Raw genomic sequence first — 26,140 nt, forward strand, 5'->3', positions numbered from 1 at the left:
AATGTTGTAGGGTTTTCGCATTAAAACGGAACGGGACAATGAAAGCTCATCAACTCGTCAGTTTTTGGGTGATAAAAACTTAATTGCTCTGCATGCAGACACAAACGTGGCATCAATTGCTGATGCACAAGTTCTGCATAGAGGGTATCGCCTACAATCGGATGCCCCAGATATTGCATGTGTACGCGCAGCTGATGCGAGCGCCCTGTAATCGGTTTGAGCTTCACACGTGTCACCGCAACGCCATCAATCTCCAGATGCTCCATCACTTCCCAATCGGTGAGCGCTGGTTTTTTAAAATCTGGATCTGCAATATGCAATGGCGGACGTGCTGGATCATACACCACGGGAACATTGATCTGCCCTTTTCCGTGAAGCTCACCCACCACAAGAGCTTGATAAGTTTTATCGGTTTGACGAGACTGGAACTGCTTTGAAATGGCACTTTGTGCCGCTTTATTCAAGGCAAAAACCAAAATCCCGGAGGTATCGCGATCTAGACGATGAATAAGTAATGTTTTGGGTTCGATTTCGACTAAACGCGTGAGTAAACTATCGAATAATGCGTCGCCTTTCCCCGGAACACTGAGTATGCCTGCTGGTTTATGGACAACCATGAAATCTTCATCGCGATGGATCAGGTGATCAGTGAGAAAATTACTCAATGTTTTCTTCCAGAGGTGATGTAAAAATCAGCCGGCAATAATAAAAAGCTTGGCTTGGAAATACAATGCATATCTGTCGTTTTTCAGCAACTTTTTCATAAATTAGCGCTTGATTTTAGCAGATTAGCGACTTTCAAGCATTAGCTCTCTATCTGAGCAAGTAATTGCGCAATTGCATATTGTGCAATTTCAGCATCTTGATAAGACTTTACGCCAGAAATTCCAATCGCGCCCACCAAATCGTTCAAATAAAGAATCGGCTCACCGCCTTCAAGTTGGCCTTTAAAGGTATCAACTGTTAAAAAGCCCATTTGACCATTACGAATCAGATCTTCAAAAGCTTTGGTCGGACGGCGGCTCAAAGCTGAAGCTTTGGCCTTTTCAAGGCTTAAACCCGCCGTGAGTGCAGATGCTCCATCCATACGCTTCATGAGCAACAGTGCACCGGCATCATCGACAATAGCAATACTGACCTTAAACTGATGCTCTTGTGCATATTTGATTGCGGCATCGACCAGAATTTCGGCATCATTCAGTGTCAGGTAATGTTTCGTTTTCATCAGGTTTACTCCAATAAAAAAGCCCGAAACCGGGCTTTTTAGATACATCAATTATTTCATTTCGGCAAACGTTTCTTTGGCAGCCTGAAGTGTAAATTCGATATCTTCATCGCTATGCGCAGCAGAGATAAAGCCAGCCTCAAAAGCAGACGGCGCCAAATTTACACCACGCTCAAGCATACCGTGGAAAAATTGTTTGAATGCACCAATGTCGCAAGCCAGCATCGAATCGAAACTGGTGATATCTTCTTGATCTGTAAAATACAAACCAAACATACCACCGGCTTGCTGGGTTTTAAACGGAATGCCTGCCTCATCTGCCGCTGCCTGTAAACCACTTAACAGTTTCTCAAGCTTTTTAAACAGATTATTGTAAAAATCTGGCTGACGAAGATGCTTAAACATGGCAATTCCGGCACGCATGGCCAATGGATTACCAGACAAGGTACCCGCTTGGTACACACCACCAAGTGGTGCGATACATTCCATGATTTCACGCTTTCCGCCGAAAGCACCCACAGGCAAACCTGCACCGATGATTTTACCCAAAGTGGTTAAATCCGGTTTAACATTGTATGCAGCTTGGGCACCACCCAGCGAAACACGAAAACCCGTCATGACTTCATCGATAATAAATACTGCGCCATATTGATCGCAGACATCACGAATCGCCTGTAAGAAACCCTCAATTGGTGTCACCAGATTCATGTTACCAGCAACAGGCTCAACAATCACTCCAGCAATTTCATGGCCAAACTTGGCAAAACATTCTTTTAAGGCTTCAATATTATTATACGGAAGCGTTAGGGTATGCTTTGCAAAATCGACTGGCACACCTTTTGAGGTCGGTTCACCTTCACCGAGTGTGAGTAAACCAGAACCCGCCTTAACCAACAATGAATCGGAATGACCGTGGTAACAGCCTTCAAATTTAACAATCTTGTCACGTCCGGTGTAACCACGTGCCAGACGGATTGCCGTCATGGTCGCCTCTGTACCCGAGTTGGTCATACGAACCATTTCAATCGACGGCATGATATCGCAAATAATATCAGCTAAAGTGGTTTCATGTACGGTTGGTGCACCAAAGCTCAAACCATCTAATGCCGCAGTTTGTACGGCTTGAATAATATCTGGATGCGCGTGACCCAAGATCATTGGCCCCCACGAACCCACATAATCGACATAACGCTTGTCGTCTTCATCCCAAAGATATGCACCTTGTGCTTTTTTAATAAACACAGGCGTTCCGCCAACGCCATTAAACGCACGAACTGGCGAGTTGACTCCACCTGGAATATGTTTACTGGCTTGCTCAAACAATTGCACTTGCTTTGGAGATAAACGCATGAATACTCTCGATGATTAATAAAATTTGACTATGAATTTACAGCAGATGACGGCGCTGCAAATAAAGCAGCCCATGCTTGAATACGCGCTGGAATATCCTGAACGGGTCGACCTAATATATCACTAATCACCGCACACAGGTCAGCCCCCTGCTCAATCACCACCTGCGCATTCTCAACCGTTAAGCCGCCAATGGCACAAATTGGCACATCAAACTGCTGGCGTGCCTGCCGAATCACTTCAATACCGACATTGCCCGCTTCAGGCTTTGTTGAGGTGGCGTAGATCGCACCGAATGCCACATAGGTAGCACCATCTTGAATGGCTTTTTCTGCAAGCGCCAAGGAGTTCAGACAAGTACGACCAATAATCACGCCTTGCGGTAATTTCTGTGTAGCATCTGAAATTTCACCATCAGATTGCCCCAGATGTACGCCCAGACCATAGCGAACCGCCAGATCAAGATCATCGTTAATCACAAACGGTACATGATATGCTTCGCACAAGACTTTAATTTGTTCTACTTCAAAATATTGATCGGTTTTGGCAACCTTTTTTCGGCGGTATTGCAAAATAGCGATATGACCAGTCGATAATGCAATTTCCAGTTTATCCAATAACAACTCAAGCGGATCATCATTGGTAATAAGGTATAAACCGCGCATGAACTTCGTTCTCAACTGTACTGACCTGTAAAGTATAGCAAATCTGCTTTCATTGATTTTTTTTATACGTGTATTTTCGTAATAAAAAACCCCGAATGATTCGGGGTTTTTTAAAGCCGTGATGACTTAGAAGCGGTAACCTAGACCAAGATAAGTCACAATCGGGTTAATTTCGATTTTGCTTGAACCTTGAACCAAAGTTGCGTTCGTTGCATTGCTGACGATATCGAGATTTGCATGCGTGCTGAGGTGTACATAGCTGACAGAAGCCGTTGCAAACCAGTTAGGCGTAATATTGTAATCTGCACCAACGAAAGCAACTGGTGCCACTGTGTCATCAATATCTACACTGCGAATGCTACCACCAAGAAGCGCAATTTTAGCATTTACTTCAGGATTCAATTTAAAATCACGGAAGCTGGCATACATAAAGCCCGCACCCACATATGGACGGAACTTATTGTTGATATCGCCAAATGTGTATTTACCTGTCAATACTGGGCTATAAACTTTTACATCACCGACTTTGCTAAAGCTCTCAAGGTCTAAACGATCCCCTAGCAGTTTCCCTTTACCTTGAATATCCACTTTAGGTGGCACACCCAAGATCAAACCAACGGTTACGTTGTCATTTACCAAATAATCAAGTTTGAATTCTGCTGTGTCTGCATTGTCTAACTCAAAACCAGCACTACTTGTAAAACCTGATGGAATTAATGGAAAGTTACTATTCGACTGGACACCTTGCTTAGTGCCTTGTGGCATAATGTGCGCCCAACCTGCCGAAACAGCATATGATTTACCATCTGAGGTTGCTGCGTGTGCGCCAAAACTTGTAACAATCAATGCAAGTGGTAAAAGTGCTGTTGTTAATTTTTTCATCAAAAAATGTCCTATTTTATTGAATCTAAAGGCCAAGGCATCCCAGCCCTACAGATAATCTTGATATTAGAAGAAATACATGAAAGATCAACTAGAAAACTCAAAATTTCGTAACTGCGTAGTCGTTTAATTCATCAAAAAATCTGTACAACACTTTTAACTGGGAATTTTGTCATGATCACGATGTTTTAAGCTCAATTGCCCTCTGAGTACATCGGCAAACATTTTCCAGTCTGAAATAAAGCTATACAGTGGCTGTTTAAAGCTCGCCGGTTTATTCTTTTCAAATACAAAATGCCCGACCCATGCGCAGGCATAGCCTGAGACCAAACCATAAAGTGCATAGCGCGGCTTGCGCTGACGAATCGCTTTAGCAAAGAAATACAATCCGATTGAACTCCCTGCCACATGCAGGCGTCGGCTAACCATATGACGGTGCTCGGTGAGATAAAAACGATAAAATTCGGAATAATTACGAATGGGAAAGTTGGGTTGCTGAGTCGTAGCTGGCGTGTGCATCTTCACTGGCGCATTCATGAGTAGTGTCCTGAGTTTTTTTATTCAAGATACGCCTTTTCAAAACAAAAATGTAGAAAATCGGATGAAATTTATGCTGTTTTACGCCAACAGTGTAGTGCTAAGCGTGGCAGATCTAAGGTGAAAAGATACGAGCGAATTCAATACAAACATCAAGCGTAGATGGCCACGTTAGTGCTATGCTTCATTTAAAGACATGATGAGAATGAACAAGGCGTTGGAGGTGTATCATGATTGAAGTCGAGTTAAAATTTCAGCTTCCAGAAAATAAGAAAAAAAGTGTTTTACAAGCCTTAAAGGCCAAGACCGCAGAGAAAATTCGGCTACAAGCGAAATACTACGATACTCCTGATCGTTTATTGGCACAGCAGCATGTAGCTTTAAGATTGCGCTTGGAAGGTCAGGAATGGGTGCAAACCTTTAAAGCATCAGGTAAAACACATCTTGAACGCATTGAATGTGAAGTCAAAATAGGCAAGTCGAATGCTGAGCCAGAAATTGACCTAAGTTTGTTTCAAGCCTATCCAGAGGTGATGCAACGACTTCAAGCTGTACTGGGCGATCAGGCGAAAACGCTTTGCATGCAATTTAAAACAGATGTTCAGCGCACCTACCGCGTGGTTGAGGTTGATGGTACGCATATTGAAATTTGTCTGGATGATGGCGAAGTTTCGACACCAGAGCGAGCTGAAAAAATCTGTGAAGTTGAATTTGAACTTAAATCTGGCTCTGCCGAAACGTTGATCTTGTTTACACAAGAGTGGGTGAAAAAATATAAACTTTGGCTCGATGTGAGAAGCAAAGCTGAACGCGGCAATCTGCTCGCGACCAATCAGAAAACCTCGCCAGCCACCAAAGCGAAGGCACTGGTTTTAGATAAAAAAATGTCAAACGATATGGCACTGCGCCAAATGATTGGCAATGCACTTGCACAATTGCTCCCCAATGCTGCATTTATTGCTGAAGATATCGCAGCACCTGAACACATTCATCAAGCACGAGTCGCCATTCGTCGAATGCGAAGCGCGTTAAAAACATTTGGTCGCTGGTCGAGCGATGTAGATACCAGTTGGGAAGCTGCTCTTGGCGATCTTCAGCGCGAACTGGGTGTATCACGTGATCAAGATGTCCTTCGCGATGAGATTTTGCCAAAACTGGTTGAATCGGGTGCACCCTTTAAGAGCCTTCCTAAAGAAAAATACGGTCAGCTCAAGGCGTATCAAACATTTGAAAAACCTGAACATGTGTGTTTACTACTGCAATTGCTGGCGTTTAGTATTCATAATGACAAATCAAGCAAGAAGAAAAATCTGAAAAAGCAAGCATCAGATACACTTGATCGCTTACTCAAGAAAATTATTCAAGATGCCTCAAAGTTTGCTTCATTGAAAACCGAACAACGCCACCGCCTACGCAAGCGAGCCAAACGATTACGTTACAGCATTGAATTTGTTTCAGGTCTTTATAAGAGCAAAAGAGTTAGCCAGTACTTGAGTCAGCTGCAAAGCATTCAGGAAATTCTGGGGGATTATAATGATATGCATATGACTGAAACTTACTTTGAAGCGCTGACTACTGAGGACCCCACCTACTGGTTTGCTGTAGGATGGAGCCGCGGACAACAATCTCAACTGATTAAAGACGCAAGTGAACAACTCGAGCGCTTTCGTCAGCAACCATCTTTTTGGAAGACCAAATAGAGCCAGATTGTTGAGCAAAACCTAACGATACTTTCCAAAAATTTTCCAGACACCATTGTCCGCAATGGGGTCTGAATAACTGTCATTGCGCTGTTTACGCGGCTTGTCTCTTGCATCGATCAGTTTAAAGTGCGGCTCTACACCGAGTACAATGCCATTCATATAAAATCGGGTTCGGGTATAGTCGCTTTGCCCGTGCTGAAACACATAGGTTCTGAGATCGATAAATTCTCGATGTGCCACCAATGCCGCAGTATCATCACTATTGATCCACTCCTGCATCGCCAGTACCTGATCCAGTTCAAAATGACCGCACTTTTGTTGCAAACTCGCTACACCACGAAAAGTTTTTGATTCTTTGGCACGGGTTTTATTGATCCGGATGCGATCTACATGAAAATAAAATAGCGGCAAATTCAAATGACTCGGTAAATGAATCGCATCGATTGTTTCATCTTCCATAAACGGCTGAAATAAACTTTGTGCACGCTCAATAAGTTCTTTCCAATGCTGGTAATAACGCTCAACATCGGCTTGTAAGCCATAATAAATGGGTAAGCCGTCCACCACCTCAAGCGACTGAGGTGGCCAGATATGCTGACGTAACAGATGAATATCCTGTTTGAGATTTTGAACCGCTATGGCATCTTGCATTAATCATCTCGTGCTCTGCTTAGGCTATTTAAGACTATGACAAAGGTTTAGTTTCTGCAAGGGTTTCACGTATAATGTTTGCCTCATTTGTGTTGGAAAAAACCATGTCTCAAAAGATTAATGCCGCTGATATCACCGAAGAAGAGGCTTTAAATGCCGTATTTTTTGAGCGTGCGGATGAGTTCATTAAGCTTGCCAATGAGTTCTGCCGCCCTAAAAAAGGTGAAAAGCCAGACCCTGCTGAGCTACGTGGCCAAGTCAGTGCCGCAATGTTATTTGCGACTGCGCGTTTTAATACTTGGGTTGCCGCAAATAACTTTAAAGATGGCGAAGAAATGCGTGAGGCCAAAGAGCAAATCATGACGTATCTGATGCAACAATTCCAAATGATGCTTGAAGATAACTTTGACGAATATTGTGAGCAGTTCGAAAATTACTTACGTTTTAGAAAAAACGAAGAGTTTCACGCACACAAACACAATCATTAAAAAAAGCCCCAGATGGGGCTTTTTTTAATACCGTTTCAATTAAGAGCGTTTAACTGACTGTGCTTGACCGTACTGGTCGGCCATCACTTCAACCAAATGATCGAGCTGGATGTATTTTTTAATCACACGATCTACATCTGCTTTGGTGATAGTGGCATACTCTTGATCACGTTTCAGGCGATCTTTTAAGGTCTTTTTATATTCCATTTGCCCATTGAGCATTCGGTGAATATTACGCTCATCCTCAAGTGAAGTGACACGTTTTTTCATGATATTGGCTTTTGCTGCCGCAACTTCCTGATCTGTTACACCCTTTTGAATCATTTCTTGCAGCACTTCATGAATTAGCGATGAAAGCTGATCGGCCTTGCCCGCTGTGTAGTTTGCGCTAATGCTCAATACGCCATTGTTCAGGTCTGGATCGAGATCCACATCACTTCCAAAGCCATATACCAAGGCATTTTTTTCACGTAAAGCAACGGCCAAGCGCGATGAAATTTGTGAATCACCCAATATCTGCGCTAAAACCAGCATTGCAGGTGCATCGGGGTGCTCTGTACCCACAGGGAATGTTAACAGTGCTTGGTAGTTACCAAATTCACGTTGCTCAGAGAGAGCATGCACTTTTTGCGCTGGATAAGCCGTGTATTCAGACATCAGTTTTTTATAAGGCTCTTGATTATTCCAGTTTGCAAAATTCTGATTTAGCGTCTGTTTCATGCGCACTGGATCGAAATCTCCAGTGACTGAAATACGTGCGTGATTCATAGCAAAAAAGCGATCATAAAGTGCTTTTACTTGCGCTTGAGTGGCTTTTGAAATTTCTGTTTTAGCCAATTCAGGTTCGAAATGGTAGCGTAAATCTCCAGGTTGATAGGTTTCAACCAAGCGCGCCATAGTGAGCGCAGCAACCGTTTCAGGCTCGGTATAAGGACGATCTAGACTGGCCAAACTTTGCGATTTAATCAGATCAAATTGTGATTGTTCAAACGACGGCTTTTTCATCATTTCAATTATAAAATGAAAGAAATCATTAAATTGATCTTTATTGGCCTGAATATTAATCACCATACCATTATCCGACATGGCGGCTGACGCACTACCACCAGCCTCAATCGATTTGTCTGCTACTTGCTGCAAGTTGTATTGTTCAGAACCACGTAGCAATAAGTAAGACGTTAAATCAAGTATTGCACTTTTTCCAAAAAGAGATTGTTCTGTACCAAAATCGACCGACAATGTTGCGTAGGTTCGATCATCTCGGGTTTCAGTCGGAAACAGTGCGTACTGCATGCCGTTGCTGAGTTGACCCCGCACAATTTTCTTTTCGTTGCTTTCAATTTCTTGTTTTGAGCGCTGAGTAAACTGCTGAATTTCACGCTGATATTCTGAAATATCTTTGAGCGGTTCAGGTGCCTCAGTTTGCTGATCAAGCGTTTTTTTCACGCTTGAAGCGGCTTGCTGCGCCATGGCTTTTTTCTGGCTTTCAGGCGTAGGTTTGATGTCTCCCACCACACGATGTGAGGCTGTAAAAAACTCACGATATATCTGATTGACCGTGGTGGTATCCAGTTTTTTTACATCATCGACATCTTGGTAGTAGCGCCCCCAATCACCTCGCGTAGAAGCAATGTAGTCACTTAAACGCGACCCAAGTGCAATCGGATCTTTTTGAATCAGATCGATCTGGGTCTGCATCAGTTGCTTGACACGCTTGAGCTCAATATCATCAAATGGCTTAAACTGCTCCACTTGCTTGGCCAATGCCGACTCAACGGTCGTGGCATTTTGCGAAGGTGAATACACAGCACCTAAAAAGACCAAATTAAAATTTTGATCAAGCCATGTTGCAGCTTCCACATTGGTTGCGGTGCCCTTTTCGACAATACTTTTATAAAGACTGCCACTTGGCTGCATGGTATACAAAAGTGGTGCAAGGGCTAATGCAGATTGTAATTTAGGCTCACTCTTGTTGCTATAAATATTATATTTAGCCAGATCACTGCCCTTCTCGACTAAAAATTGTCGCGGCTGGATTTTCGCTGGATCTAATGCTGGTACCTGAACAGGTGCGGGTACAGCCCGAGACGGTATTTGAGCAAAGTTTTTGTCGATGGTCTGAAGAATTGAAGATTTGTCAAACTTTCCCGAAATAACCATGACAGCATTATTCGGTGCATACCATGTACGATAGAACTGCTCAAGTTCCTGCATATTGATGGATTTTAATTCAGGTAAATCTCCAATCGGCAAACGGCCCAGATACCGATTGCCGTAAAATGCCTTAAACATCTGATCAATCAACACTGCAAAAGGTTGATCTAAACGCACTTCACGTTCGCGCTTTACAATTTCAATCTCGGAGGGAACATACTTGTCTTGCAGCACCAGTTTGTTCATACGCTGCGATTCCAAGTACAACACCTGATCCAGCGCCTGCTGATCTGCACGTACAATATTGGTGTAACGTGTAGTGTAATACTCCGTACTCGCATTGGTGGAGAGCGTATACTGATCCAGACGGCGCTGAAAGGCTTCTCCTTGAACATCTTGAGTGCCTTTAAATGCCAAATGCTCTAGCAGATGTGCCATCCCCCCTTTACCTTTAGGATCATTCAACGAACCCGTTAAGTAAATGGTGTTGATAAATACTTTATTTGCTTTTTCGTTAGGTGCCAAAACAACACGTAAGCCGTTATCAAGTTTATATTCTTCAATATTGTGTTGTGACTTCACTAAAACAGCTTGAGACCAACTGAGGGTACTAAAACCCAGTAAAACAAAAGAAAAACTAAGCTGTTTAAAGCGCGTTAACATAATTGTTCCAAAAATATCGTAATAAGAATCATTAAAAATCGACTCTATACTAAAAAATGTCCCGCGCTATTCATAGTGATTTTTTGAAACAAAAGCCAGTGTATGGTCTAGTCATCGTGGAGCTTTAAATTAAGATGACGATACAAACCACAATTGCCTGAAAACAAATAGGCCAATAAGCAGGTAATCACGGCGTACTCGGCAATCGCAACACCAAAAAGTTCAATGGCTAAGATAATAGAAGTCAAGGGTGCTTTACTCGCCCCTGCAAATAAACTCACCAGCCCCAGCCCCGCCAAGAGCGAGATAGGTAGCGGTAAAAACTGCCCTAAAGCATTGCCTAATGTTGTGCCCACAAAAAACAACGGCGTGATTTCGCCACCTTTAAAACCTGAGCCCAAGGTGGTCGCGGTGAAAATCAGCTTGCCAATAAAATCGGTGACAGGCAACTCATGATAAAACGAAGCAATCATGCTATGCACGCCTAAACCGTTAAAGGTTTGCTGACCGACCATGAGCGTCATCAACATGATGAGAATTCCCCCCACCATGGGTCGAAATGGCATGAAGGTAATATGACGATTCAAACGCTGACTGACAAAATGAATCGAGGCAATAAAGATACGTGCAATAATGCCAAAAACCACACCTGCAACAATCAGGCTAATGATCACTTCGCTGGTGAGTTTTGGAAAACTCGCCACCACATAATACTGATGCGGGTGCACAATATGAAAAAACTCGGGTACTTGTGATGCAATCACTGCCGACACAAAACATGGAAAAACTGCCGAATATCGCAGTTTTCCAAGTGCGGTAATTTCAAGCCCATAAATGGCACCTGCCAATGGCAAGCCAAAAATTGCGGCAAAGCCAGAGCCAATACTGGCAATCAGAAAGATCTTTCGATTGTCATGTGGTACTTTAAAGACTTGGGTAAGATGATCGGTTAGTGCACCGGAAAGCTGAACAGCAGGCGCCTCACGCCCCGCCGATCCACCAAAAATCTGAGTGAGAATCGCACTGACAAATATCAGTGGACTCATGCGTTTTGGAATAAAGGCTTTAGGCTGATGAATTTCATCGATGAGCAAGTGTGTGCCCTTTTCGATGGGCGTACCATAGTAATAAAACAGATAGCCCAACATCAGGCCAATAAAGGGTAAAAAATAAATCAACCACGGATAAACACCGCGAACTTTATTGGCCAGATCAAAACACGCAAAAATCAGACTCGACGAAACCCCAGAGATGACCCCGATCAGGATCGAAACCACAATCCAATACCCGGTATATTGAATAATTTCACGATATTCCGACGATGGAAAAATTTTCATATCTCTCAGTGTGCAAGCCGATTTAAATACGCATGATAAATGCTCAGGTTCTAGGAAAAAGTGTAACATCTTTTGTAGCTTTCACGCTTAATCTGAACTTAAATGCGGGCGAAAACTTGTAAAGTGGAACACTTAAGTGTGCTGAGCATCGTCGAGTGTAATGTCACTTTGCATGTACAGCACCGCATATCCAGAAATTTCAATGCGCTGGTCATCTAAAATTCGGCAATACAATGTTCCACCACGTGTCGATGCCTGATAAGCAACCAATTCCTGTTTCCCCAGACGCTCGGCCCAAAGCGGCGCTACGGCGGTATGAATCGAACCGGTGACCGGATCTTCATCTATTCCAATAGCTGGAGCAAAGTAGCGTGATACACAATCGTATTGCTGTGTATCTGGTGCAGTGATGAGTAAATCCAGTGTTGCATCAGACGCCGTAATGGCCGTTCTGGTTTTCCCAAGCGTTTTTAACTTTGAAAAATCTGGCACTTCATCGAGTACATCTTGCACGCTTTCATATTCCACAATATAAGCCTGTGCATTTTGATACACAGCCTTAAAAGGCTTTTGAAGCGCTTCATCTAAGATAGCCGGGTAATCGTCAAGTTTCTGCGCTGGTCGAACAGGAAAATTCATTTGAATCTTGCCATCTTGTGCTTGCGATACGATAAAAATGCCTAAATCTTTTACGTGAAACTGGAGCGCTTTGGCTGTGGTGTAATCTTTAAATAATACAAAAGCACTGGCCAGCGTGGCATGCCCACAAAATGCAACTTCGCTGATTGGAGAAAACCAACGAATTTCAAAATTCTGATGATCCAAAACTTTTACAAAAGCAGTTTCAGACAAATTGTTTTCAAGTGCGATAGATTGCATGAGGCTGTCTGAAAGCCAGTCTTCTCGAATAATGACCGCAGCAGGATTTCCTTTAAAAAGATGCTGTGTAAATGCATCAACTTGGTACATTTTCATGAATATCATCTCTTGTTCGTTTTAGTCTATTTTCGCAATTAGGAAGAAAAATAACAGATACAGTATTTAAAAAAAAACCAGCACAGAAAAAAGCTCTAGAACAATCTAGAGCTTTTTGAATTGAATTTAAGACTGATCGAGCATGACATCGTCACGATCAAATACATCTTTATCGGTCTGTTTTAAAATCTGACTGGTCACCATGCCGGCTGTCATTGAACCATTTACATTTAAGGCAGTACGCCCCATATCGATCAGCGGTTCAATCGAAACCAGCAGTGCCACCAGTGTTACAGGCAAGCCCATCGCTGGTAGTACAATTAAGGCAGCAAACGTTGCACCACCACCCACACCCGCCACTCCAATTGAGCTGAGCGTGACTATACCCACCAAGGTTGCAATCCAAACTGGATCGAGCGTGTTAATGCCAACCGTTGGCGCCACCATCACTGCCAACATGGCTGGATACAAACCGGCACAACCATTTTGACCAATTGTGGCACCAAAAGAAGCAGAAAAACTCGCAATTGACTCTGGAACCCCCAAACGACGTGTCTGGGCTTCGATATTGAGCGGAATACTTGCAGCACTGGAACGGCTGGTAAAGGCAAAGGTTAAAACAGGTGCAACTTTCTTAAAGAATTTTGCTGGGGAAACACCCACAAACAATAACAAGATGGCATGCACCACAAACATGATGCCCAGCCCAAGATAAGAAGCAATTAAGAAACTACCTAAATTGAGGATATCCGCAATGTTCGAACTGGCAACGACTTTGGTGATTAAGGCAAATACACCATAAGGTGTTAGCATCATGACCAAACGGACCAGTTTCATCACCCATGATTGTAAGATCTGAATTGCATGCAAAACACGTTCGCCTTTGGCTTGGTCATCGCGAATTAAATGAATAGCCGCAATACCCAAGAAGACTGCAAAAATTACCACACTAATAATTGAGGTCGGATTTGCACCTGTCAGCTCTGCAAATGGATTACTCGGAATAAAAGACAGTACCATTTGTGGCACAGTCAAATCGGTCAGTTTGCCCACATAATCGGTTTGAATTGCACTTAAGCGAGCCGTTTCGGCTGCACCCTGAACCAATCCTTGCGCAGACAAGCCAAATAAATTGGTGACCCCAACACCCACCAGTGCTGCAATCAATGTTGTAAACAGCAAGGTTCCAATACTATAAAAACTAATCTTGCCCAGTGCAGATGCTTCATGCAACTTGGTGACTGCACCTAAAATTGAAACAAATACCAGCGGCATTACCACCATTTGCAGCAATTTTACATAACCATTGCCCACAATATTGAACCAGCTAATCGAATCTTTAAGAATGACATTTCCACCGCCATAGATCAGATGCAAACCCAGACCGAATACGACACCCAGCAGCAAACCTGCCAGTACTTTTTTTGCCAAACTCCAGTTGGTTTTTCTGGTTTGTGCAAGCAGCAGCAAAGCGGCGATAAAAACAAGAATATTGACGATTAGAGGCCAATTCATTCCTCTACTCCTAATTTAATTTAAAACGTTTAACTTCAACTATTTGACCATAGCGTGAATCTACCACGCCAGTTTTTTTATTCAATCAAAGCCGCATAGTATGGAGAATATTTTCAATTATCTGATATAAATTATTATGTTATCTATATAATTTTTATTTAGATATTTAAACTCCACCCTGTTTAATTCTTCATCGAGATTATATTACGGATTGATCTTAAGACTTATACTATGTGGTTTTTTTACCCAATTCCATCTGTAAATCTTGAATGTTATGGCATCGATGTGGTTGCTAGATAGCAATTGCGTCAGGCACACGCTATAATCTTGGTCATGAAGCAAAACACCTACGCGCCAAGGATTGATCGCCTTATCATCCATGTATTGGTTTTGAGCTCACTACATCGGTTGGTTACCCTATGTCAGTTGAATCATCTAATACCCCGCAAAGGTTGAAGCCAGCGAACGGTCTCGATTAATATTTAAGCAAATCTAGGGTTATACGCAAATCATCAGTCGCGTGTGCTCAACTCGATTTGTATTCTCCTCTGCCACAGGTCATACAAAAAGATCGACATGGGGCTGAGTTATTTAGATCACTCCCTTAAACGATGTCATGAAGCCATGGGCTGAGTGCTTAAATCATCCGCATCGAGCGATCAAGTTTAAGTCTCCCTCACCTTTTTCACATCAAAAGATTTAAGCAGTAAATTTTATGAAAATAGTTGTATTTAACAAACCATATGATGTGTTGTCGCAGTTTCGAGAAGACAGTAAGCATCCGACCGTATCAAGTTTTATCAATGATCCAGATTTACGAATTGCAGGACGTCTAGACCTCGATTCCGAAGGTCTGATGTTTTTGACCGATCATGGTGGTTTAAACCAATACATTACTCATCCAAACAATAAAAAGTACAAAACTTATTTGGTTCAGGTAGATGGTGATATTACCGAAGAAGCACTCGAACAGCTGCGCAAGGGTGTTGAACTAGCCGATGGCATGACCCTTCCGGCGAAAGCCATTAAAGTCTCTGAGCCTGAATGGCTCTGGGAACGTCACCCGCCAGTGCGTTATCGTGCCAGTATTCCGACCTCTTGGGTAGAAATCCAGATTTGTGAAGGCCGCAACCGACAGGTTCGTCGCATGACCTCAACAGTAGGCTTCCCGACACTACGCCTCATTCGAACCAAAATTGGCTCAATTGATCTTGAGCGCTTGGGGCTACAACCGGGTGAGCAAAAGGAAATTGAACCGTTACTTTATCCAGACTTCAAAGATGTCCCTGAAGACAAGCCATTTCGCTCGCGTTCTTATGTGAAAAAGCCGGGTGGCACAGGAGGCAAGCCGCTGCATCAAAAAAATAAAGAAGGCGACAAAAAAGATCCTGCGAAAAAGAAATCAGGTACCACTCGTATTTGGCAAATGGACGAAAGTGAAAAGCCACGTCGTAAGACCAACGGCACCACAAGACCTAACACCAAGAGTCGTGGCCGCCGAGCACGTTAATCTGCTAAAAAAACAGGATGCTTAGGCATCCTTTTTTTATGATGTTACATTTTTTACTTCACGAATTTATGCCGAATCGATACCATAACCATTTGAATATTGAGATCAATCAGATGATAAAAAAGCTGCTTCCTCTCATTGGACTTGGTTTTTCGGGATTTGTTTTTGCACAAAACCCATTAAGTGTGCATGTATTAAATTTAGATACCGGTCTACCATCAGCACACGTGAATGTAGTGCTAGAAGCACAGCAAAATGACAAATGGGTCGAAATCAACTCAGGCTCGACCGACGATAACGGTCGGATCGAGGCACTTTATCCGGAAAATAAAACCCTCGATAAAGGCGTGTATCGGGTCACCTTCAAAACAGGTGAATGGTTTCGCCAAAAAAATCAGCGTAGCTTTTTTCCAGAGGTGCCCGTGGTCTTTGTCATCGATGGTTCTTTGCCACATTATCACATTCCACTGTTAATCAGCCCTTACGGTTACTCGACGTATCGGGGTAACTGAGTACAAGAAAAGCAATCTTTTTAAAATTTGAACAGATAAAAAAACCGATGCCTAGGCATCGGTTTTTTTAGTTTTTAAGTGTTTTAAGCCACTGTTGAAAGCGCAGAATTAAAGGTCTCGCTTGGACGCATTAATGCATTCACTTTAGCTGGATCAATCGCGTAATAGCCACCAATATCTACTGACTTGCCTTGTACTTCTGAAAGCTCAGCCACGATTTTGTCTTCGTTTTCACTTAATAGTTTTGCAAGTGGTTCGAACTTGGCTTTGAGTTCAGCATCTTCGTCTTGTGCAGCAAGTGCTTGTGCCCAGTATAAAGATAAGTAGAAATGACTGCCACGGTTATCAATTTCACCTGTGCGGCGCGATGGAGACTTGCCGTTATCGAGTAATTTACCCGTTGCTTGGTCAAGTGTCTTGGCAAGAAGTTTAGCGCGCGCATTGTCTTCTTTAATGCCCAACTCTTCGAGTGAAACTGCCAACGCCAAGAACTCACCCAGTGAATCCCAACGCAAGTGGTTTTCTTCTACCAACTGCTGTACGTGTTTCGGTGCAGAACCACCCGCACCTGTTTCGTACATGCCACCACCGGCCATTAACGGCACAATTGAAAGCATTTTTGCAGAAGTACCCAATTCCATAATCGGGAACAAATCGGTGAGATAGTCACGCAAGATGTTACCAGTGACCGAAATAGTATCTAAACCGCGAACAACGCGCTCAAGCGTATAACGCATTGCACGCACTTGCGACATGATTTGGATATCCAAACCTTCTGTGTCGTGTTCTTTCAAATACTTTTGAACTTTTTTGATCAGCTCATTTTCGTGTGGACGGTACGGGTCGAGCCAGAAAATTGCAGGCATGCCTGAGTTGCGTGCACGTGTAACGGCAAGTTTTACCCAGTCACGAATCGGTTCATCTTTTACCTGACACATACGCCAGATATCGCCTTCTTCAACGTTTTGCGTCAACAATACTTCACCCGTTTCAAGATCGGTAATGTTGGCAATACCCGCTTCAGGGATTTCAAAAGTTTTGTCGTGCGAACCGTATTCTTCAGCTTTTTGAGCCATCAAACCAACGTTAGGAACTGTTCCCATGGTTTTCGGATCAAAATTACCGTGCCATTTACAGAAATTAATCATTTCTTGGTAAATACGCGCAAATGTTGATTCAGGCATAACGGCTTTCGCATCGTATTGCTTGCCATCGGCACCCCACATTTTACCGCCTGCACGAATCATGGCTGGCATAGATGCATCAACAATGATGTCGTTTGGAGAATGGAAGTTGGTGATGCCTTTTGCAGAATCCACCATTGCCAATGCTGGACGGTGTTCTTGACATGCATGAAGATCTTCAATGATTTCTTCACGTAACGATGTTGGCAATGTTTCAATTTTTTCGTAAAGACCTGCCATACCGTTATTGACATTAATGCCAAGCTCATCGAACAGCTTGCCATGTTTTTCAAAAGCGTCTTTGTAGTAAATTTTCACACAGTGACCAAACACGATTGGGTGAGACACCTTCATCATGGTTGCTTTTACGTGTAAAGAGAACAAGATGCCTGCTTCGCGGCAATCATCGAGCTGCTTTTCATAGAAATCGCACAGCGCTTTTTTGCTCATAAACATTGAGTCGATGATTTCACCGTCTTTCAACGCTACTTTTGGTTTGAGTACAATCGTTTCGCCACGATTGGTGATCAACTCCATTTTAACGTTGCGCGCACGGTCAAGTGTCATCGATTTTTCGCCATGATAGAAGTCACCTTCTTCCATATGCGAAACATGAGTTTGCGACCATTGCTTCCACTCACTCATTGAGTGTGGATGTTTTTTCGCATAATTTTTTACAGCTGCAGGTGCACGGCGGTCTGAGTTACCTTCACGAAGTACAGGGTTTACTGCTGAACCTAAGCATTTGCCATAGCGTGCCTTGATTTCTTTTTCTTCTTCAGTTGTTGGATTCTCAGGATAGTTTGGAATCGCAAAACCTTTAGATTGAAGCTCTTTAATACATGCAGTGAGCTGTGCTACAGAGGCACTGATGTTTGGCAATTTGATGATATTGGTGTCTGGATCTTGAGTTAAACGACCCAACTCAGCCAAGTTGTTTGGAACTTTTTGCTCATCACTTAAATAATCAGAGAATTCTGCAAGAACGCGAGAAGCTACAGAAATATCACTTTTTGCAATTTCTATGCCTGCAGGCTTAGTAAAAGTCTCAATGATCGGCAGCAGTGAGTAAGTCGCTAATAGCGGCGCCTCGTCGGTCAGTGTGTAAATGATTGTTGACTTTCCACCAGCCATATATATCTCCTGCTTTGGATTGAGTTTTTTTAGGAGCGATGATCAAGATTCACTCCCTGAAACCGATTAGCTTAAATAAAAACCCTGAGAGTATCCGCTGTCACGACTGTTCAGTCAACGTCATATCTAGTGATATCCACATTTCGAAAAAAAATAGTGTTCGACTATCAGATTTTGTATCGGTTCAATTGCACATATTGAGAAATTTAACTGTTTGAAACTCTTATTTTTCATATTTTTTATGGGCTGTTGTCATGATATGCATATGCTCGCAACAAAAAACACACCCAAATAAAAACCAGTGATTGTCACCGGTTTTTATTTGTTTATCTTCTATAAGCTTATGGCGCAGTGAATTTTAACCATTTATCCAGTTTATTTTGATCTTCAACAGTTAACTGAACTTCATGCAGTTCAAGCGCATCGGCACTTATTGTAAAAGTCATAAGCTCATCTCGACGAAACGCATGTACAACATATTCACCCGATGCCTTGGCATAACGTGCCAATAGCTTTTCAGTCGCTTTTAAACCATCAATCGCAACAATCACATCTTGCGCAGAAAGGCCTGCTTTGGCTGCACCAGCACTACGGTTTACCTGTTGTACCAACACACCTTCTGGTTTGTCAGCCAACTTCATACCAAATGGTAATTGTTTGTCGCGCTGAATGCTGTAGTTCAGACCAAATTCTGGTAAAAGCTGATCGAGTGGCAATTCATCTGTGGTATTGATTAAATGATTAATCTGCTCAAGCCAGTTATCACCAGTTAACTGTTCACACAATTCAAAAATGGTCCGCTCATTCACCTGAACACCATTTTGTGTATTGGCATACATTTTTTGTAGCAGTGCATCGAGGTTCGATCCACGTAAGCGCAGGCCTAAATCGAGACAAAGTGCAACCAAGCAGCCCTTGTTGTAATAACTGGTACCGGCATTGTTGGAGTTTTCATCTGGACGATAAAACTTGATCCATGCATCAAAACTTGACTCTGCCACAGTCTGAACAAATCTTCCCGGATTTTGTAAATAGCGGTCGATCTGTGCTTTGAGTAATTTTAAATACGATGCCTGTGAAATGACGCCACTTCTGAGCAGGACCAAATCATCGTAATACGATGTAAAGCCTTCAAAAATCCAGAGCAATGACGTATAACCTTCCTGATGCAAATTATACTGGGCAAAAGTTTCTGGTCGGATAAATTTGACCAGCCACGAATGAAAATACTCATGACTGCACAAGCCCAAAAAGCGCTGGTAATCTTCAGACGGTTCTTCTGCTTCATTCGGCTGTGGCAAATCGGTACGCGGAATAATTAAACTGGTACTGTTACAGTGCTCAAGACCACCATAACTATTGCCAGTGGCCATAGTCATAAAGGTGTAATCTTTAAAAGGTGCCGAGCCAAAAATTGCAATTTCAGTCTCGCAGATTTTCTCTAAATCTGATTTTAGGCGCTCGACATTGGTATTGTGTTGACCAGAAATCACCATTTTATGCTGAATTCCTGCTGCTTCAAATTCAAAGCGCGTCTGTTCAGCCAATTCAAATGGACTATCGATTAACTGATCATAATTTTCGGCTTTGAGTGTAAAGCGCCCTCTCACCAAGCTTTTTGCAGGTAAACCCGTAGCCAACTGAAAGTGTTTGAGCTCATCTGGTAGAAAAAGCTCAACTTCACATGGTTTTTCTTCTTGATTAGAAAGCCCCATACACACACAAGCTGGATTGACGTATAAACGGGTCTGATCAACATAGGCCCCACGCACCGACAGATCAAAAGCATAAACATCATATTCAACCGTGATGAGCTCGTGATCGTTGTTAAAGAGCCTCCAGCGGTTTTTTTGCTCTTTTTTAATTTGTAAAATACGACCCGCTTCATCGTATGCACGAACCGACTCAACATGTTTGGCAAACTCACGAATCAGGTAACTGCCCGGAATCCAAGTTGGAAGCCATAACTCCTGATTGGGGTCTGCAAGAAAACGTAAGGTGACATGAACGAGATGCTGACGATAGTCGTCAAATTCGATTTGATAATGCAACATAGTTCTACATAAGAATTAGCAAGATGATCTTAGCTTAGCATTTTTTTACAAAGTCTTGCGTAGTTGTCTTATTTGTCTGCAAAAGTCACTAGCCTTGAACCTAAAAAAGGCATAGCATGCGTGTGTTTTGGCATTTCCTGCTAGAGGATGGCAACCTAAGGTGAACACGTGCGACTGATACTGACCATTATTTCTTTATTTAGCCTTTTATGTGCATCTGTTGCACATGCAAATTTGCTTAATATTGCACCCGAGAGTGTTGAGGCAGAAGCATGGAGTATTGTGGATGCGCAATCTGGTCAAATCATTGCCGAGCACAACAGCCATGTACAACGGGCACCAGCATCTTTAACCAAAATGATGGTGGCTTACATTACCTTAAAAGAGCTAAAAGCAGGAAAGCTCCACAAAAATGACATTCTCACGGCAACACCTGTGGTCAATATGGTGATGTGGGATGAATCACAAATGTATCTCAAGCCGGGTGAGCAGATTTCAATCGATCAATTGCTTGCCGGTTTAATTGTGATGTCAGCCAACGATGCTGCGGTCAGTCTAGGTGAAAAAATTTCAGGTAACGTCCCCAACTTTGTGGCACGTATGAATCAAGAAGCACGCGCACTGGGAATGAAAGATACTCATTTTTCCAACCCGGCGGGTGTCACCATGACCGATCACTATTCTACATCGCATGATTTGAGCCTGCTTGCACAGGCAATTGTCAAAGAAACACCCGATTACTTAAATTACTCGAAACTTCCAAGTTTTCGCTATCAGCAGCGCTTTCATCGTGCGACCAATCTGGCGCTTAAAATGGACCCTACTGCTGACGGCCTAAAAACAGGTTACACCAAAGCTGCTGGATTTAACTTGGCATTAACTGCGAAGCGCCCAACCATGAATGTCGATTTGCCTGAGCGTCGACTGATTGTGGTGGTACTCGGCACTAAAAATGCATTTAAACGTGCCGAAGTGGCCAATAAACTTATGAATTTGGCCTACGCCTATACCCGTGATGAAGAAGTGATCAAAAACAAGCAATTGATTGCTGAGCTGCCTGTTGTGAAATCCACCTTAAAAATGTTTAAGGTCGAAACACATACGCCAACCATTGTGACTACATCGCTTTACAATCTGGCACAGCCAATTGATCTCAACAACTTTGATAACATTTCTCAGCGTTTGTTTACGCCAATGGCCAACGGTCAAAAGCAATGGATTGAACCCTTACAAACCACCAATACGCGTATTAATGTAGAACTGAATGAACAACAGTTAACCGCGCCTTTAATGAAAGCAATCAATTTGGCTACGGTTCAGATTTATCAAAACAACCAATTGATTCACAGCATTCAGATTAACGATACAGTGCATATCGAAGAAGCAAATTTCTTTGAACGTTTCTTTATGTGGGTAAAGGGTTTGTTTAATCTGTTTGGGCATGACCAGCAAACAGCAAAGCTGTATCCGCTGCACTAAGTTGTAATCGTCAGATATATTCAGGCAGCTTCGGCTGCCTTTATTTTTGCAAAAACCTCAATAAAAATGCCATTTTCAACTCGAATTAAGACATTTTGAGCAGAAAACTCAATAAAATTTGATAAATCGCATTGAAAAGCTAAAAATCGTCTCCAACTAAGAAAAAATGAACGCTTAAATGTGAAATTTGTGAGATTTTGCGATTTTTAATCTACAAATCTGCTTTTTCACTTTATGATGTGAACTTAAATTGATTGAATGGATCAACAAACATGACTGCTATTGCAAATAACCACGTGGTTTCATTCCACTACAAATTAACGAATGCTGAAGGTGAAACCCTTGACCAATCTCAAGGCGAACCACTTGCCTATTTGCACGGTGCAGGTAACATCATCCCAGGTTTGGAAAATGCACTTGTAGGTAAAGCTGTTGGTGACAAATTTACAGTGAATGTTCCAGCTGCTGAAGGTTATGGCGAGTACAATCCTGATCTCGTTCAAGAAGTTCCAGCTCAAATGTTCCAAGGTGTTGAAAACATTCAACCGGGCATGCAGTTCCAAGCGCAAACTGATGACGGCGTTCAGATCGTTACAGTTAAAGCTGTTGAAGGCGACAACATTGTTGTTGATGCCAACTTCCCGCTTGCTGGTCAAGATTTAACGTTTGAAGTTGAAATCGTTGAAATTCGTGATGCAACTCAAGAAGAGTTAGATCACGGACACGTTCACGGTGTAGGTGGTCACCACCACTAAGCTGGAAATATCCAGTATAAAAGGTAAGACTTCGGTCTTACCTTTTTTTATGCATCCAACACACAAAAAATGATAAAAATAGAGCATGAACTAAAATTAAACAGCATTTCACATCTCGCTCACTTTTTTACTTATAAGATTAAAGACAATTCGCTTTCACACACTTTATAAATTTAAACACTTTAAATAGGTCTACAGATGAATCAATTGATCTGGTTTCGAAATGATCTTCGGTTAAACGATCAATCTGCGCTATGGCATGCAACACAGGCCGGTACAACGCTTGCATTGGTTATTTTCTCTCCTGAGCAATGGCAACGTCATGATGATGCGCCGATAAAAATCGATTTTTATTTACGTCAACTTGCACAGCTTAAAGACGATTTAACAGCACTCAATATTCCGCTAATTGTACGAACCATTCCATTATGGAAAGCTATTCCAGACGAGCTACTCAAGCTGGTAGAGCACTACAAGATTGAAAATGTTTATGCCAATGTCGAAGTAGGCATTAATGAACTTGAGCGGGATCATCAGGCTCAAACAGCACTCAATGCCATTCAAAAAGATTTAAAACTATATCAAGATAAAACCCTATTCACTTTAGGCAGTATTCGTAATAAAAGTGACGCGCCTTATCAGGTGTATACGCCATTTAAGAAAAACTGCTACGAACTGCTCAATATCAGTCTTCCTCAATGCTTTCCGCAACCCGAAGCTCAGTCGGATGCACCAAAAATCAAAGCAGATGACTCAAAACTTCCCTCCATGACGGACTTGGGTTATGACGAAATCGATAAAAAAACCCAAGCCCTCTGGCCCGTTGGTGAAAAAGCAGCGCATAAGCGTCTTGAAGCGTTTATAAAAGATAAAATCAATCACTATCACGAGCTGCGTGACTATCCGGCCGCTGAAGGAACCAGTTGTATTTCACCGTATTTGACCATTGGTCTGGTGTCTATTCGTCAGTGTGTACAGGCAATTTTTGCAAAACATCAGGGCCAGTTTTTATTAGAAAATAAAGGTCAGGAAGTTTGGCTCAATGAGTTACTCTGGCGCGAGTTTTATCAGCAACTCATGTTTGACTTTCCAAAGCTGTCGCGCCATCAGCCCTTTCAAGATCAAACCAAAACCATTCCATGGAAAGACAATGACGCGCATTTTGAAGCATGGACACAAGGTCAAACCGGCATTCCGATTGTCGATGCCGCCATGCGTCAGCTCAAGGCAACAGGCTGGATGCATAACCGTGTCCGTATGATTTGTGCGATGTTTCTGACCAAAAACCTACTGATCGATTGGCGTAAAGGCGAACAATGGTTTATGCAACATTTGATCGATGGTGATTTTGCGGCCAATAATGGCGGCTGGCAATGGAGTGCTTCGACGGGCACCGATGCCGCACCCTATTTCCGTATTTTTAATCCAGTCAGCCAATCGGAAAAATTCGATCCAGACGGGAAATTTCTTAGAGAATGGCTCCCCGAACTCAAACATTTGGATAACACTCAAATCCATGAGCCATACGCGAGTAAACAAATCTCGAAGCTCAACTATCCAAAACCGATTGTCGATTTAAAAGCCAGTCGTGCAGAGGCGATTGAAGTATTTAAAAATAATTAACTCATCTGTTGGCTTTCAGAAGGCTATTTATGTTTTTCTGGAAGCTTTACCCCATTCAAACCGGAACTCAAGTCATGCCATAAAATAAAATAGAAAAAACAGCTGACTTGCTATATTGTGATAACGTTTAATAAAAATATGCGTTTGTTTTATTTTGAATAAGTAAAAACTAAGAATAAACCGTTTTACTCATCTCATCGATTTATGTATTCAGGTAAGCCTATGACCTACTCGCATCATGCAGAAGATCACTATATTCATCGTACCGGTTGGCTACGTGCCTCTGTGCTAGGGGCGAACGACGGGATTATTTCAGTGACCAGCTTAGTCATGGGAATGGCCGCGAGTGGTGCAAGCTCTCATACCTTGTTTATTGCTTGTCTGGCCGGTTTGATATCGGGTGCAACGTCCATGGCCGCAGGTGAATATGTCTCGGTTCAGTCGCAAAAGGACATTGAGCATGCCGATTTGAAGTTTGAGGCAAGAGAGCTTGAAAAGAATCCTCATCTTGAATTAGAAGAGTTAACCATCATTTACATGCGCCGCGGCTTAAGCCCAGAACTGGCCAAAGAAGTTGCCATTCAGTTAACCGAGAAAGATGCACTTGAAGCACATGCGCGCGATGAAATTGGTATTATTGAGCAAACAGCGGCACGTCCTATTCAAGCCGCGTTTTCATCGGCTTTGTCTTTTTCATTGGGCGCACTTTGCCCGATGCTGGCTATTTTGCTGAGTCCTGAACATTTGGTGTCGATCGTGGTGTTGATTGTTGGTATATGTTCTTTGGCAATCATGGGGGCACTGTCGAGTTATTTTGCCGGTACAGCACTTTGGAAAGGCAGCTTACGGATTACACTTTGGGGCATTTTGGCGATGGCCTTTTCAAGCTGGGTTGGGTCATTTTTTCAGGTCGGACCTATTTAATCTTGAGCTGCAAATGATCAATCAGGCCTCAAACAACATTAGATGATCTTTTCATTCATATATCGCCAGTAACGCTTTGGCACATACTGAATATGCAATTTAATGTTTTTACGGGCCTGAATATTGACGCTGTTGAAGTAGTCTTTCCAGAGCTGGTCGTAGAGCATCTCCTGCTCATCCAGCTCAAGGTCAAAATTCTGACTAAAGCCATTGTCGATATTTTTATCGATGGTACTCGCATTGAGTTCGACTTGATGAATGGTATTTAAATCGTAATAAATACCGTAGTGGCGTTTTTCATCGTAAATCAGCCACTCTTGATCTTGGTAACGGGCCTTAAAATGTCGTTGAATCAACGGCAATACATTAAAATCTGGACGAACCAGACTGATAAAAAGTCCTTCTTTGGTTTTTTTAAACCGTACAAATGCTTCCATACGATGTTTTTCACGTCCCACTTGCTTGGTCCACTGTGCAACACCTAACACATCTGGATTGCCATAATTTTTTTCAATCGAAATATGACTTTGAAAGACATAGACGGCAAAATTAAACAAATGCTGATAAGCCGGTAGTTGCTCAGACAAATAGCTGTAATAAAAGCGTTTCAAGCCTTCATTTGAGAGTTTTTGACATAAACCTTCCCAAACGCGTTTGGCCTGTGCCTCATGGCTCGCAATCTCAATTGTTTCGGCAAGCAACGAGTCTTGAGCCTGATGTTCAAGCGCCAACATCACCTCAAACTCTTTAAATTGAAATGCACGAAAGATACAGCATAAAAGCCCAGTCATTGTGCCATCAAACTGATATATCACCATCG

22 protein-coding genes are annotated in these 26,140 nt (G+C 42.5%); 8 read left to right on the forward strand and 14 right to left on the reverse strand.

Features of this window, described 5'->3' with window-relative positions; all coding sequences use genetic code 11:
• Nucleotides 1-20: 20 nt before the first annotated feature.
• From L2096_RS09215 to L2096_RS09240, 6 genes are all read right to left on the reverse strand, one after another.
• Complete coding sequence (locus L2096_RS09215) at nucleotides 21-665, reverse strand: RluA family pseudouridine synthase (protein WP_149930330.1); 645 nt, start codon at nucleotides 663-665, stop codon at nucleotides 21-23.
• Nucleotides 666-805: 140 nt separating this feature from the next.
• Nucleotides 806-1,225 (reverse strand): GlcG/HbpS family heme-binding protein, encoded by a 420-nt coding sequence (locus L2096_RS09220; protein WP_149930328.1) that lies wholly within the window; start codon nucleotides 1,223-1,225, stop codon nucleotides 806-808.
• Nucleotides 1,226-1,276: 51 nt separating this feature from the next.
• Nucleotides 1,277-2,575 carry a glutamate-1-semialdehyde 2,1-aminomutase gene (gene hemL / locus L2096_RS09225; protein ID WP_004936403.1) on the reverse strand — a complete coding sequence of 433 codons (1,299 nt, stop codon included), beginning with the start codon at nucleotides 2,573-2,575 and terminating at the stop codon, nucleotides 1,277-1,279.
• Nucleotides 2,576-2,604: 29 nt separating this feature from the next.
• Entirely contained in the window at nucleotides 2,605-3,240 is a 636-nt protein-coding gene (gene thiE / locus L2096_RS09230; RefSeq protein WP_004936400.1) for a thiamine phosphate synthase, read from the reverse strand.
• A gap of 126 nt (nucleotides 3,241-3,366) precedes the next feature.
• Nucleotides 3,367-4,122 carry an OmpW/AlkL family protein gene (locus L2096_RS09235; RefSeq protein ID WP_250365273.1) on the reverse strand — a complete coding sequence of 252 codons (756 nt, stop codon included), beginning with the start codon at nucleotides 4,120-4,122 and terminating at the stop codon, nucleotides 3,367-3,369.
• Between the two features lie 156 nt (nucleotides 4,123-4,278).
• The gene (locus tag L2096_RS09240; RefSeq protein ID WP_004946384.1) at nucleotides 4,279-4,659 is read right to left on the reverse strand and encodes an Mpo1-like protein; all 381 of its coding nucleotides are present in this window, start codon (nucleotides 4,657-4,659) and stop codon (nucleotides 4,279-4,281) included.
• Nucleotides 4,660-4,889: 230 nt separating this feature from the next.
• Between L2096_RS09240 and L2096_RS09245 the strand changes: the two genes are divergently transcribed.
• A complete protein-coding gene (locus tag L2096_RS09245) occupies nucleotides 4,890-6,359 on the forward strand; it encodes a CYTH and CHAD domain-containing protein (RefSeq protein ID WP_250365274.1) in 1,470 nt (489 codons plus the stop codon).
• A 21-nt stretch (nucleotides 6,360-6,380) separates the two neighbouring features.
• Here L2096_RS09245 and L2096_RS09250 read toward each other — a convergent pair whose 3' ends face one another.
• Nucleotides 6,381-7,013: a hypothetical protein gene (locus L2096_RS09250; protein ID WP_025094264.1), complete on the reverse strand. Its 633-nt coding sequence runs from the start codon at nucleotides 7,011-7,013 to the stop codon at nucleotides 6,381-6,383.
• A 104-nt stretch (nucleotides 7,014-7,117) separates the two neighbouring features.
• On the opposite strand from L2096_RS09250, the gene L2096_RS09255 reads away from it, so the two are divergent.
• Nucleotides 7,118-7,501: a DUF3144 domain-containing protein gene (locus L2096_RS09255; RefSeq protein ID WP_076033579.1), complete on the forward strand. Its 384-nt coding sequence runs from the start codon at nucleotides 7,118-7,120 to the stop codon at nucleotides 7,499-7,501.
• 39 nt (nucleotides 7,502-7,540) lie between these two features.
• Here L2096_RS09255 and L2096_RS09260 read toward each other — a convergent pair whose 3' ends face one another.
• From L2096_RS09260 to L2096_RS09275, 4 genes are all read right to left on the reverse strand, one after another.
• The gene (locus L2096_RS09260) at nucleotides 7,541-10,318 is read right to left on the reverse strand and encodes a M16 family metallopeptidase (RefSeq protein WP_250365275.1); all 2,778 of its coding nucleotides are present in this window, start codon (nucleotides 10,316-10,318) and stop codon (nucleotides 7,541-7,543) included.
• A gap of 107 nt (nucleotides 10,319-10,425) precedes the next feature.
• Nucleotides 10,426-11,655 (reverse strand): voltage-gated chloride channel family protein, encoded by a 1,230-nt coding sequence (locus tag L2096_RS09265; RefSeq protein WP_048765113.1) that lies wholly within the window; start codon nucleotides 11,653-11,655, stop codon nucleotides 10,426-10,428.
• Nucleotides 11,656-11,787: 132 nt separating this feature from the next.
• The gene (locus tag L2096_RS09270; RefSeq protein ID WP_250365276.1) at nucleotides 11,788-12,630 is read right to left on the reverse strand and encodes a PhzF family phenazine biosynthesis protein; all 843 of its coding nucleotides are present in this window, start codon (nucleotides 12,628-12,630) and stop codon (nucleotides 11,788-11,790) included.
• Nucleotides 12,631-12,756: 126 nt separating this feature from the next.
• Entirely contained in the window at nucleotides 12,757-14,145 is a 1,389-nt protein-coding gene (locus L2096_RS09275; RefSeq protein WP_004936381.1) for an L-cystine transporter, read from the reverse strand.
• A 715-nt stretch (nucleotides 14,146-14,860) separates the two neighbouring features.
• Here L2096_RS09275 and L2096_RS09280 point away from each other — a divergent pair.
• On the forward strand, nucleotides 14,861-15,655 hold the full coding sequence (locus tag L2096_RS09280) for an rRNA large subunit pseudouridine synthase E (protein WP_048765115.1): 795 nt from the start codon (nucleotides 14,861-14,863) through the stop codon (nucleotides 15,653-15,655).
• 113 nt (nucleotides 15,656-15,768) lie between these two features.
• Nucleotides 15,769-16,167 (forward strand): hydroxyisourate hydrolase, encoded by a 399-nt coding sequence (gene uraH / locus L2096_RS09285; protein WP_004936374.1) that lies wholly within the window; start codon nucleotides 15,769-15,771, stop codon nucleotides 16,165-16,167.
• 83 nt (nucleotides 16,168-16,250) lie between these two features.
• On the opposite strand, the gene L2096_RS09290 is transcribed toward uraH, so the two are convergent.
• Nucleotides 16,251-18,485 (reverse strand): NADP-dependent isocitrate dehydrogenase, encoded by a 2,235-nt coding sequence (locus L2096_RS09290; protein WP_004946371.1) that lies wholly within the window; start codon nucleotides 18,483-18,485, stop codon nucleotides 16,251-16,253.
• A gap of 341 nt (nucleotides 18,486-18,826) precedes the next feature.
• A complete protein-coding gene (locus tag L2096_RS09295; RefSeq protein ID WP_250365277.1) occupies nucleotides 18,827-20,539 on the reverse strand; it encodes a M61 family metallopeptidase in 1,713 nt (570 codons plus the stop codon).
• A gap of 168 nt (nucleotides 20,540-20,707) precedes the next feature.
• Between L2096_RS09295 and L2096_RS09300 the strand changes: the two genes are divergently transcribed.
• The 4 genes from L2096_RS09300 (at nucleotide 20,708) to L2096_RS09315 (ending at nucleotide 25,320) form a co-directional block, all read left to right on the forward strand.
• Nucleotides 20,708-22,018 carry a D-alanyl-D-alanine carboxypeptidase PBP6B gene (locus L2096_RS09300; RefSeq protein ID WP_004936366.1) on the forward strand — a complete coding sequence of 437 codons (1,311 nt, stop codon included), beginning with the start codon at nucleotides 20,708-20,710 and terminating at the stop codon, nucleotides 22,016-22,018.
• Between the two features lie 272 nt (nucleotides 22,019-22,290).
• Nucleotides 22,291-22,773 (forward strand): FKBP-type peptidyl-prolyl cis-trans isomerase, encoded by a 483-nt coding sequence (locus tag L2096_RS09305; protein WP_004936362.1) that lies wholly within the window; start codon nucleotides 22,291-22,293, stop codon nucleotides 22,771-22,773.
• Between the two features lie 198 nt (nucleotides 22,774-22,971).
• Entirely contained in the window at nucleotides 22,972-24,396 is a 1,425-nt protein-coding gene (gene phrB / locus L2096_RS09310) for a deoxyribodipyrimidine photo-lyase (RefSeq protein WP_250365278.1), read from the forward strand.
• 222 nt (nucleotides 24,397-24,618) lie between these two features.
• Nucleotides 24,619-25,320, forward strand: a complete 702-nt coding sequence (locus tag L2096_RS09315; protein WP_004946351.1) for a VIT1/CCC1 transporter family protein — start codon at nucleotides 24,619-24,621, stop codon at nucleotides 25,318-25,320.
• A gap of 38 nt (nucleotides 25,321-25,358) precedes the next feature.
• Here the strand turns inward: L2096_RS09315 and L2096_RS09320 are convergent, their stop codons facing one another.
• On the reverse strand, nucleotides 25,359-26,138 hold the full coding sequence (locus L2096_RS09320; protein WP_250365279.1) for a TIGR03915 family putative DNA repair protein: 780 nt from the start codon (nucleotides 26,136-26,138) through the stop codon (nucleotides 25,359-25,361).
• Nucleotides 26,139-26,140 lie beyond the last annotated feature (2 nt).

Source organism: Acinetobacter sp. ACZLY 512, from assembly GCF_023614015.1.
Taxonomy (GTDB): domain Bacteria; phylum Pseudomonadota; class Gammaproteobacteria; order Pseudomonadales; family Moraxellaceae; genus Acinetobacter; species Acinetobacter soli.

Coding starts and splice junctions, on each gene's coding strand:
- L2096_RS09305 (WP_004936362.1), top strand. CDS start 22,291: ATGACTGCTATTGCAAATAACCACGTGGTTTCATTCCACTACAAATTA.
- L2096_RS09320 (WP_250365279.1), bottom strand. CDS start 26,138: ATGGTGATATATCAGTTTGATGGCACAATGACTGGGCTTTTATGCTGT.
- uraH (WP_004936374.1), top strand. CDS start 15,769: ATGATAAAAAAGCTGCTTCCTCTCATTGGACTTGGTTTTTCGGGATTT.
- L2096_RS09240 (WP_004946384.1), bottom strand. CDS start 4,659: ATGAATGCGCCAGTGAAGATGCACACGCCAGCTACGACTCAGCAACCC.
- L2096_RS09265 (WP_048765113.1), bottom strand. CDS start 11,655: ATGAAAATTTTTCCATCGTCGGAATATCGTGAAATTATTCAATATACC.
- phrB (WP_250365278.1), top strand. CDS start 22,972: ATGAATCAATTGATCTGGTTTCGAAATGATCTTCGGTTAAACGATCAA.
- L2096_RS09250 (WP_025094264.1), bottom strand. CDS start 7,013: ATGCAAGATGCCATAGCGGTTCAAAATCTCAAACAGGATATTCATCTG.
- L2096_RS09255 (WP_076033579.1), top strand. CDS start 7,118: ATGTCTCAAAAGATTAATGCCGCTGATATCACCGAAGAAGAGGCTTTA.
- L2096_RS09295 (WP_250365277.1), bottom strand. CDS start 20,539: ATGTTGCATTATCAAATCGAATTTGACGACTATCGTCAGCATCTCGTT.
- L2096_RS09290 (WP_004946371.1), bottom strand. CDS start 18,485: ATGGCTGGTGGAAAGTCAACAATCATTTACACACTGACCGACGAGGCG.
- L2096_RS09315 (WP_004946351.1), top strand. CDS start 24,619: ATGACCTACTCGCATCATGCAGAAGATCACTATATTCATCGTACCGGT.
- L2096_RS09275 (WP_004936381.1), bottom strand. CDS start 14,145: ATGAATTGGCCTCTAATCGTCAATATTCTTGTTTTTATCGCCGCTTTG.
- L2096_RS09245 (WP_250365274.1), top strand. CDS start 4,890: ATGATTGAAGTCGAGTTAAAATTTCAGCTTCCAGAAAATAAGAAAAAA.
- thiE (WP_004936400.1), bottom strand. CDS start 3,240: ATGCGCGGTTTATACCTTATTACCAATGATGATCCGCTTGAGTTGTTA.
- L2096_RS09220 (WP_149930328.1), bottom strand. CDS start 1,225: ATGAAAACGAAACATTACCTGACACTGAATGATGCCGAAATTCTGGTC.
- L2096_RS09270 (WP_250365276.1), bottom strand. CDS start 12,630: ATGAAAATGTACCAAGTTGATGCATTTACACAGCATCTTTTTAAAGGA.
- L2096_RS09235 (WP_250365273.1), bottom strand. CDS start 4,122: ATGAAAAAATTAACAACAGCACTTTTACCACTTGCATTGATTGTTACA.
- L2096_RS09280 (WP_048765115.1), top strand. CDS start 14,861: ATGAAAATAGTTGTATTTAACAAACCATATGATGTGTTGTCGCAGTTT.
- L2096_RS09260 (WP_250365275.1), bottom strand. CDS start 10,318: ATGTTAACGCGCTTTAAACAGCTTAGTTTTTCTTTTGTTTTACTGGGT.
- hemL (WP_004936403.1), bottom strand. CDS start 2,575: ATGCGTTTATCTCCAAAGCAAGTGCAATTGTTTGAGCAAGCCAGTAAA.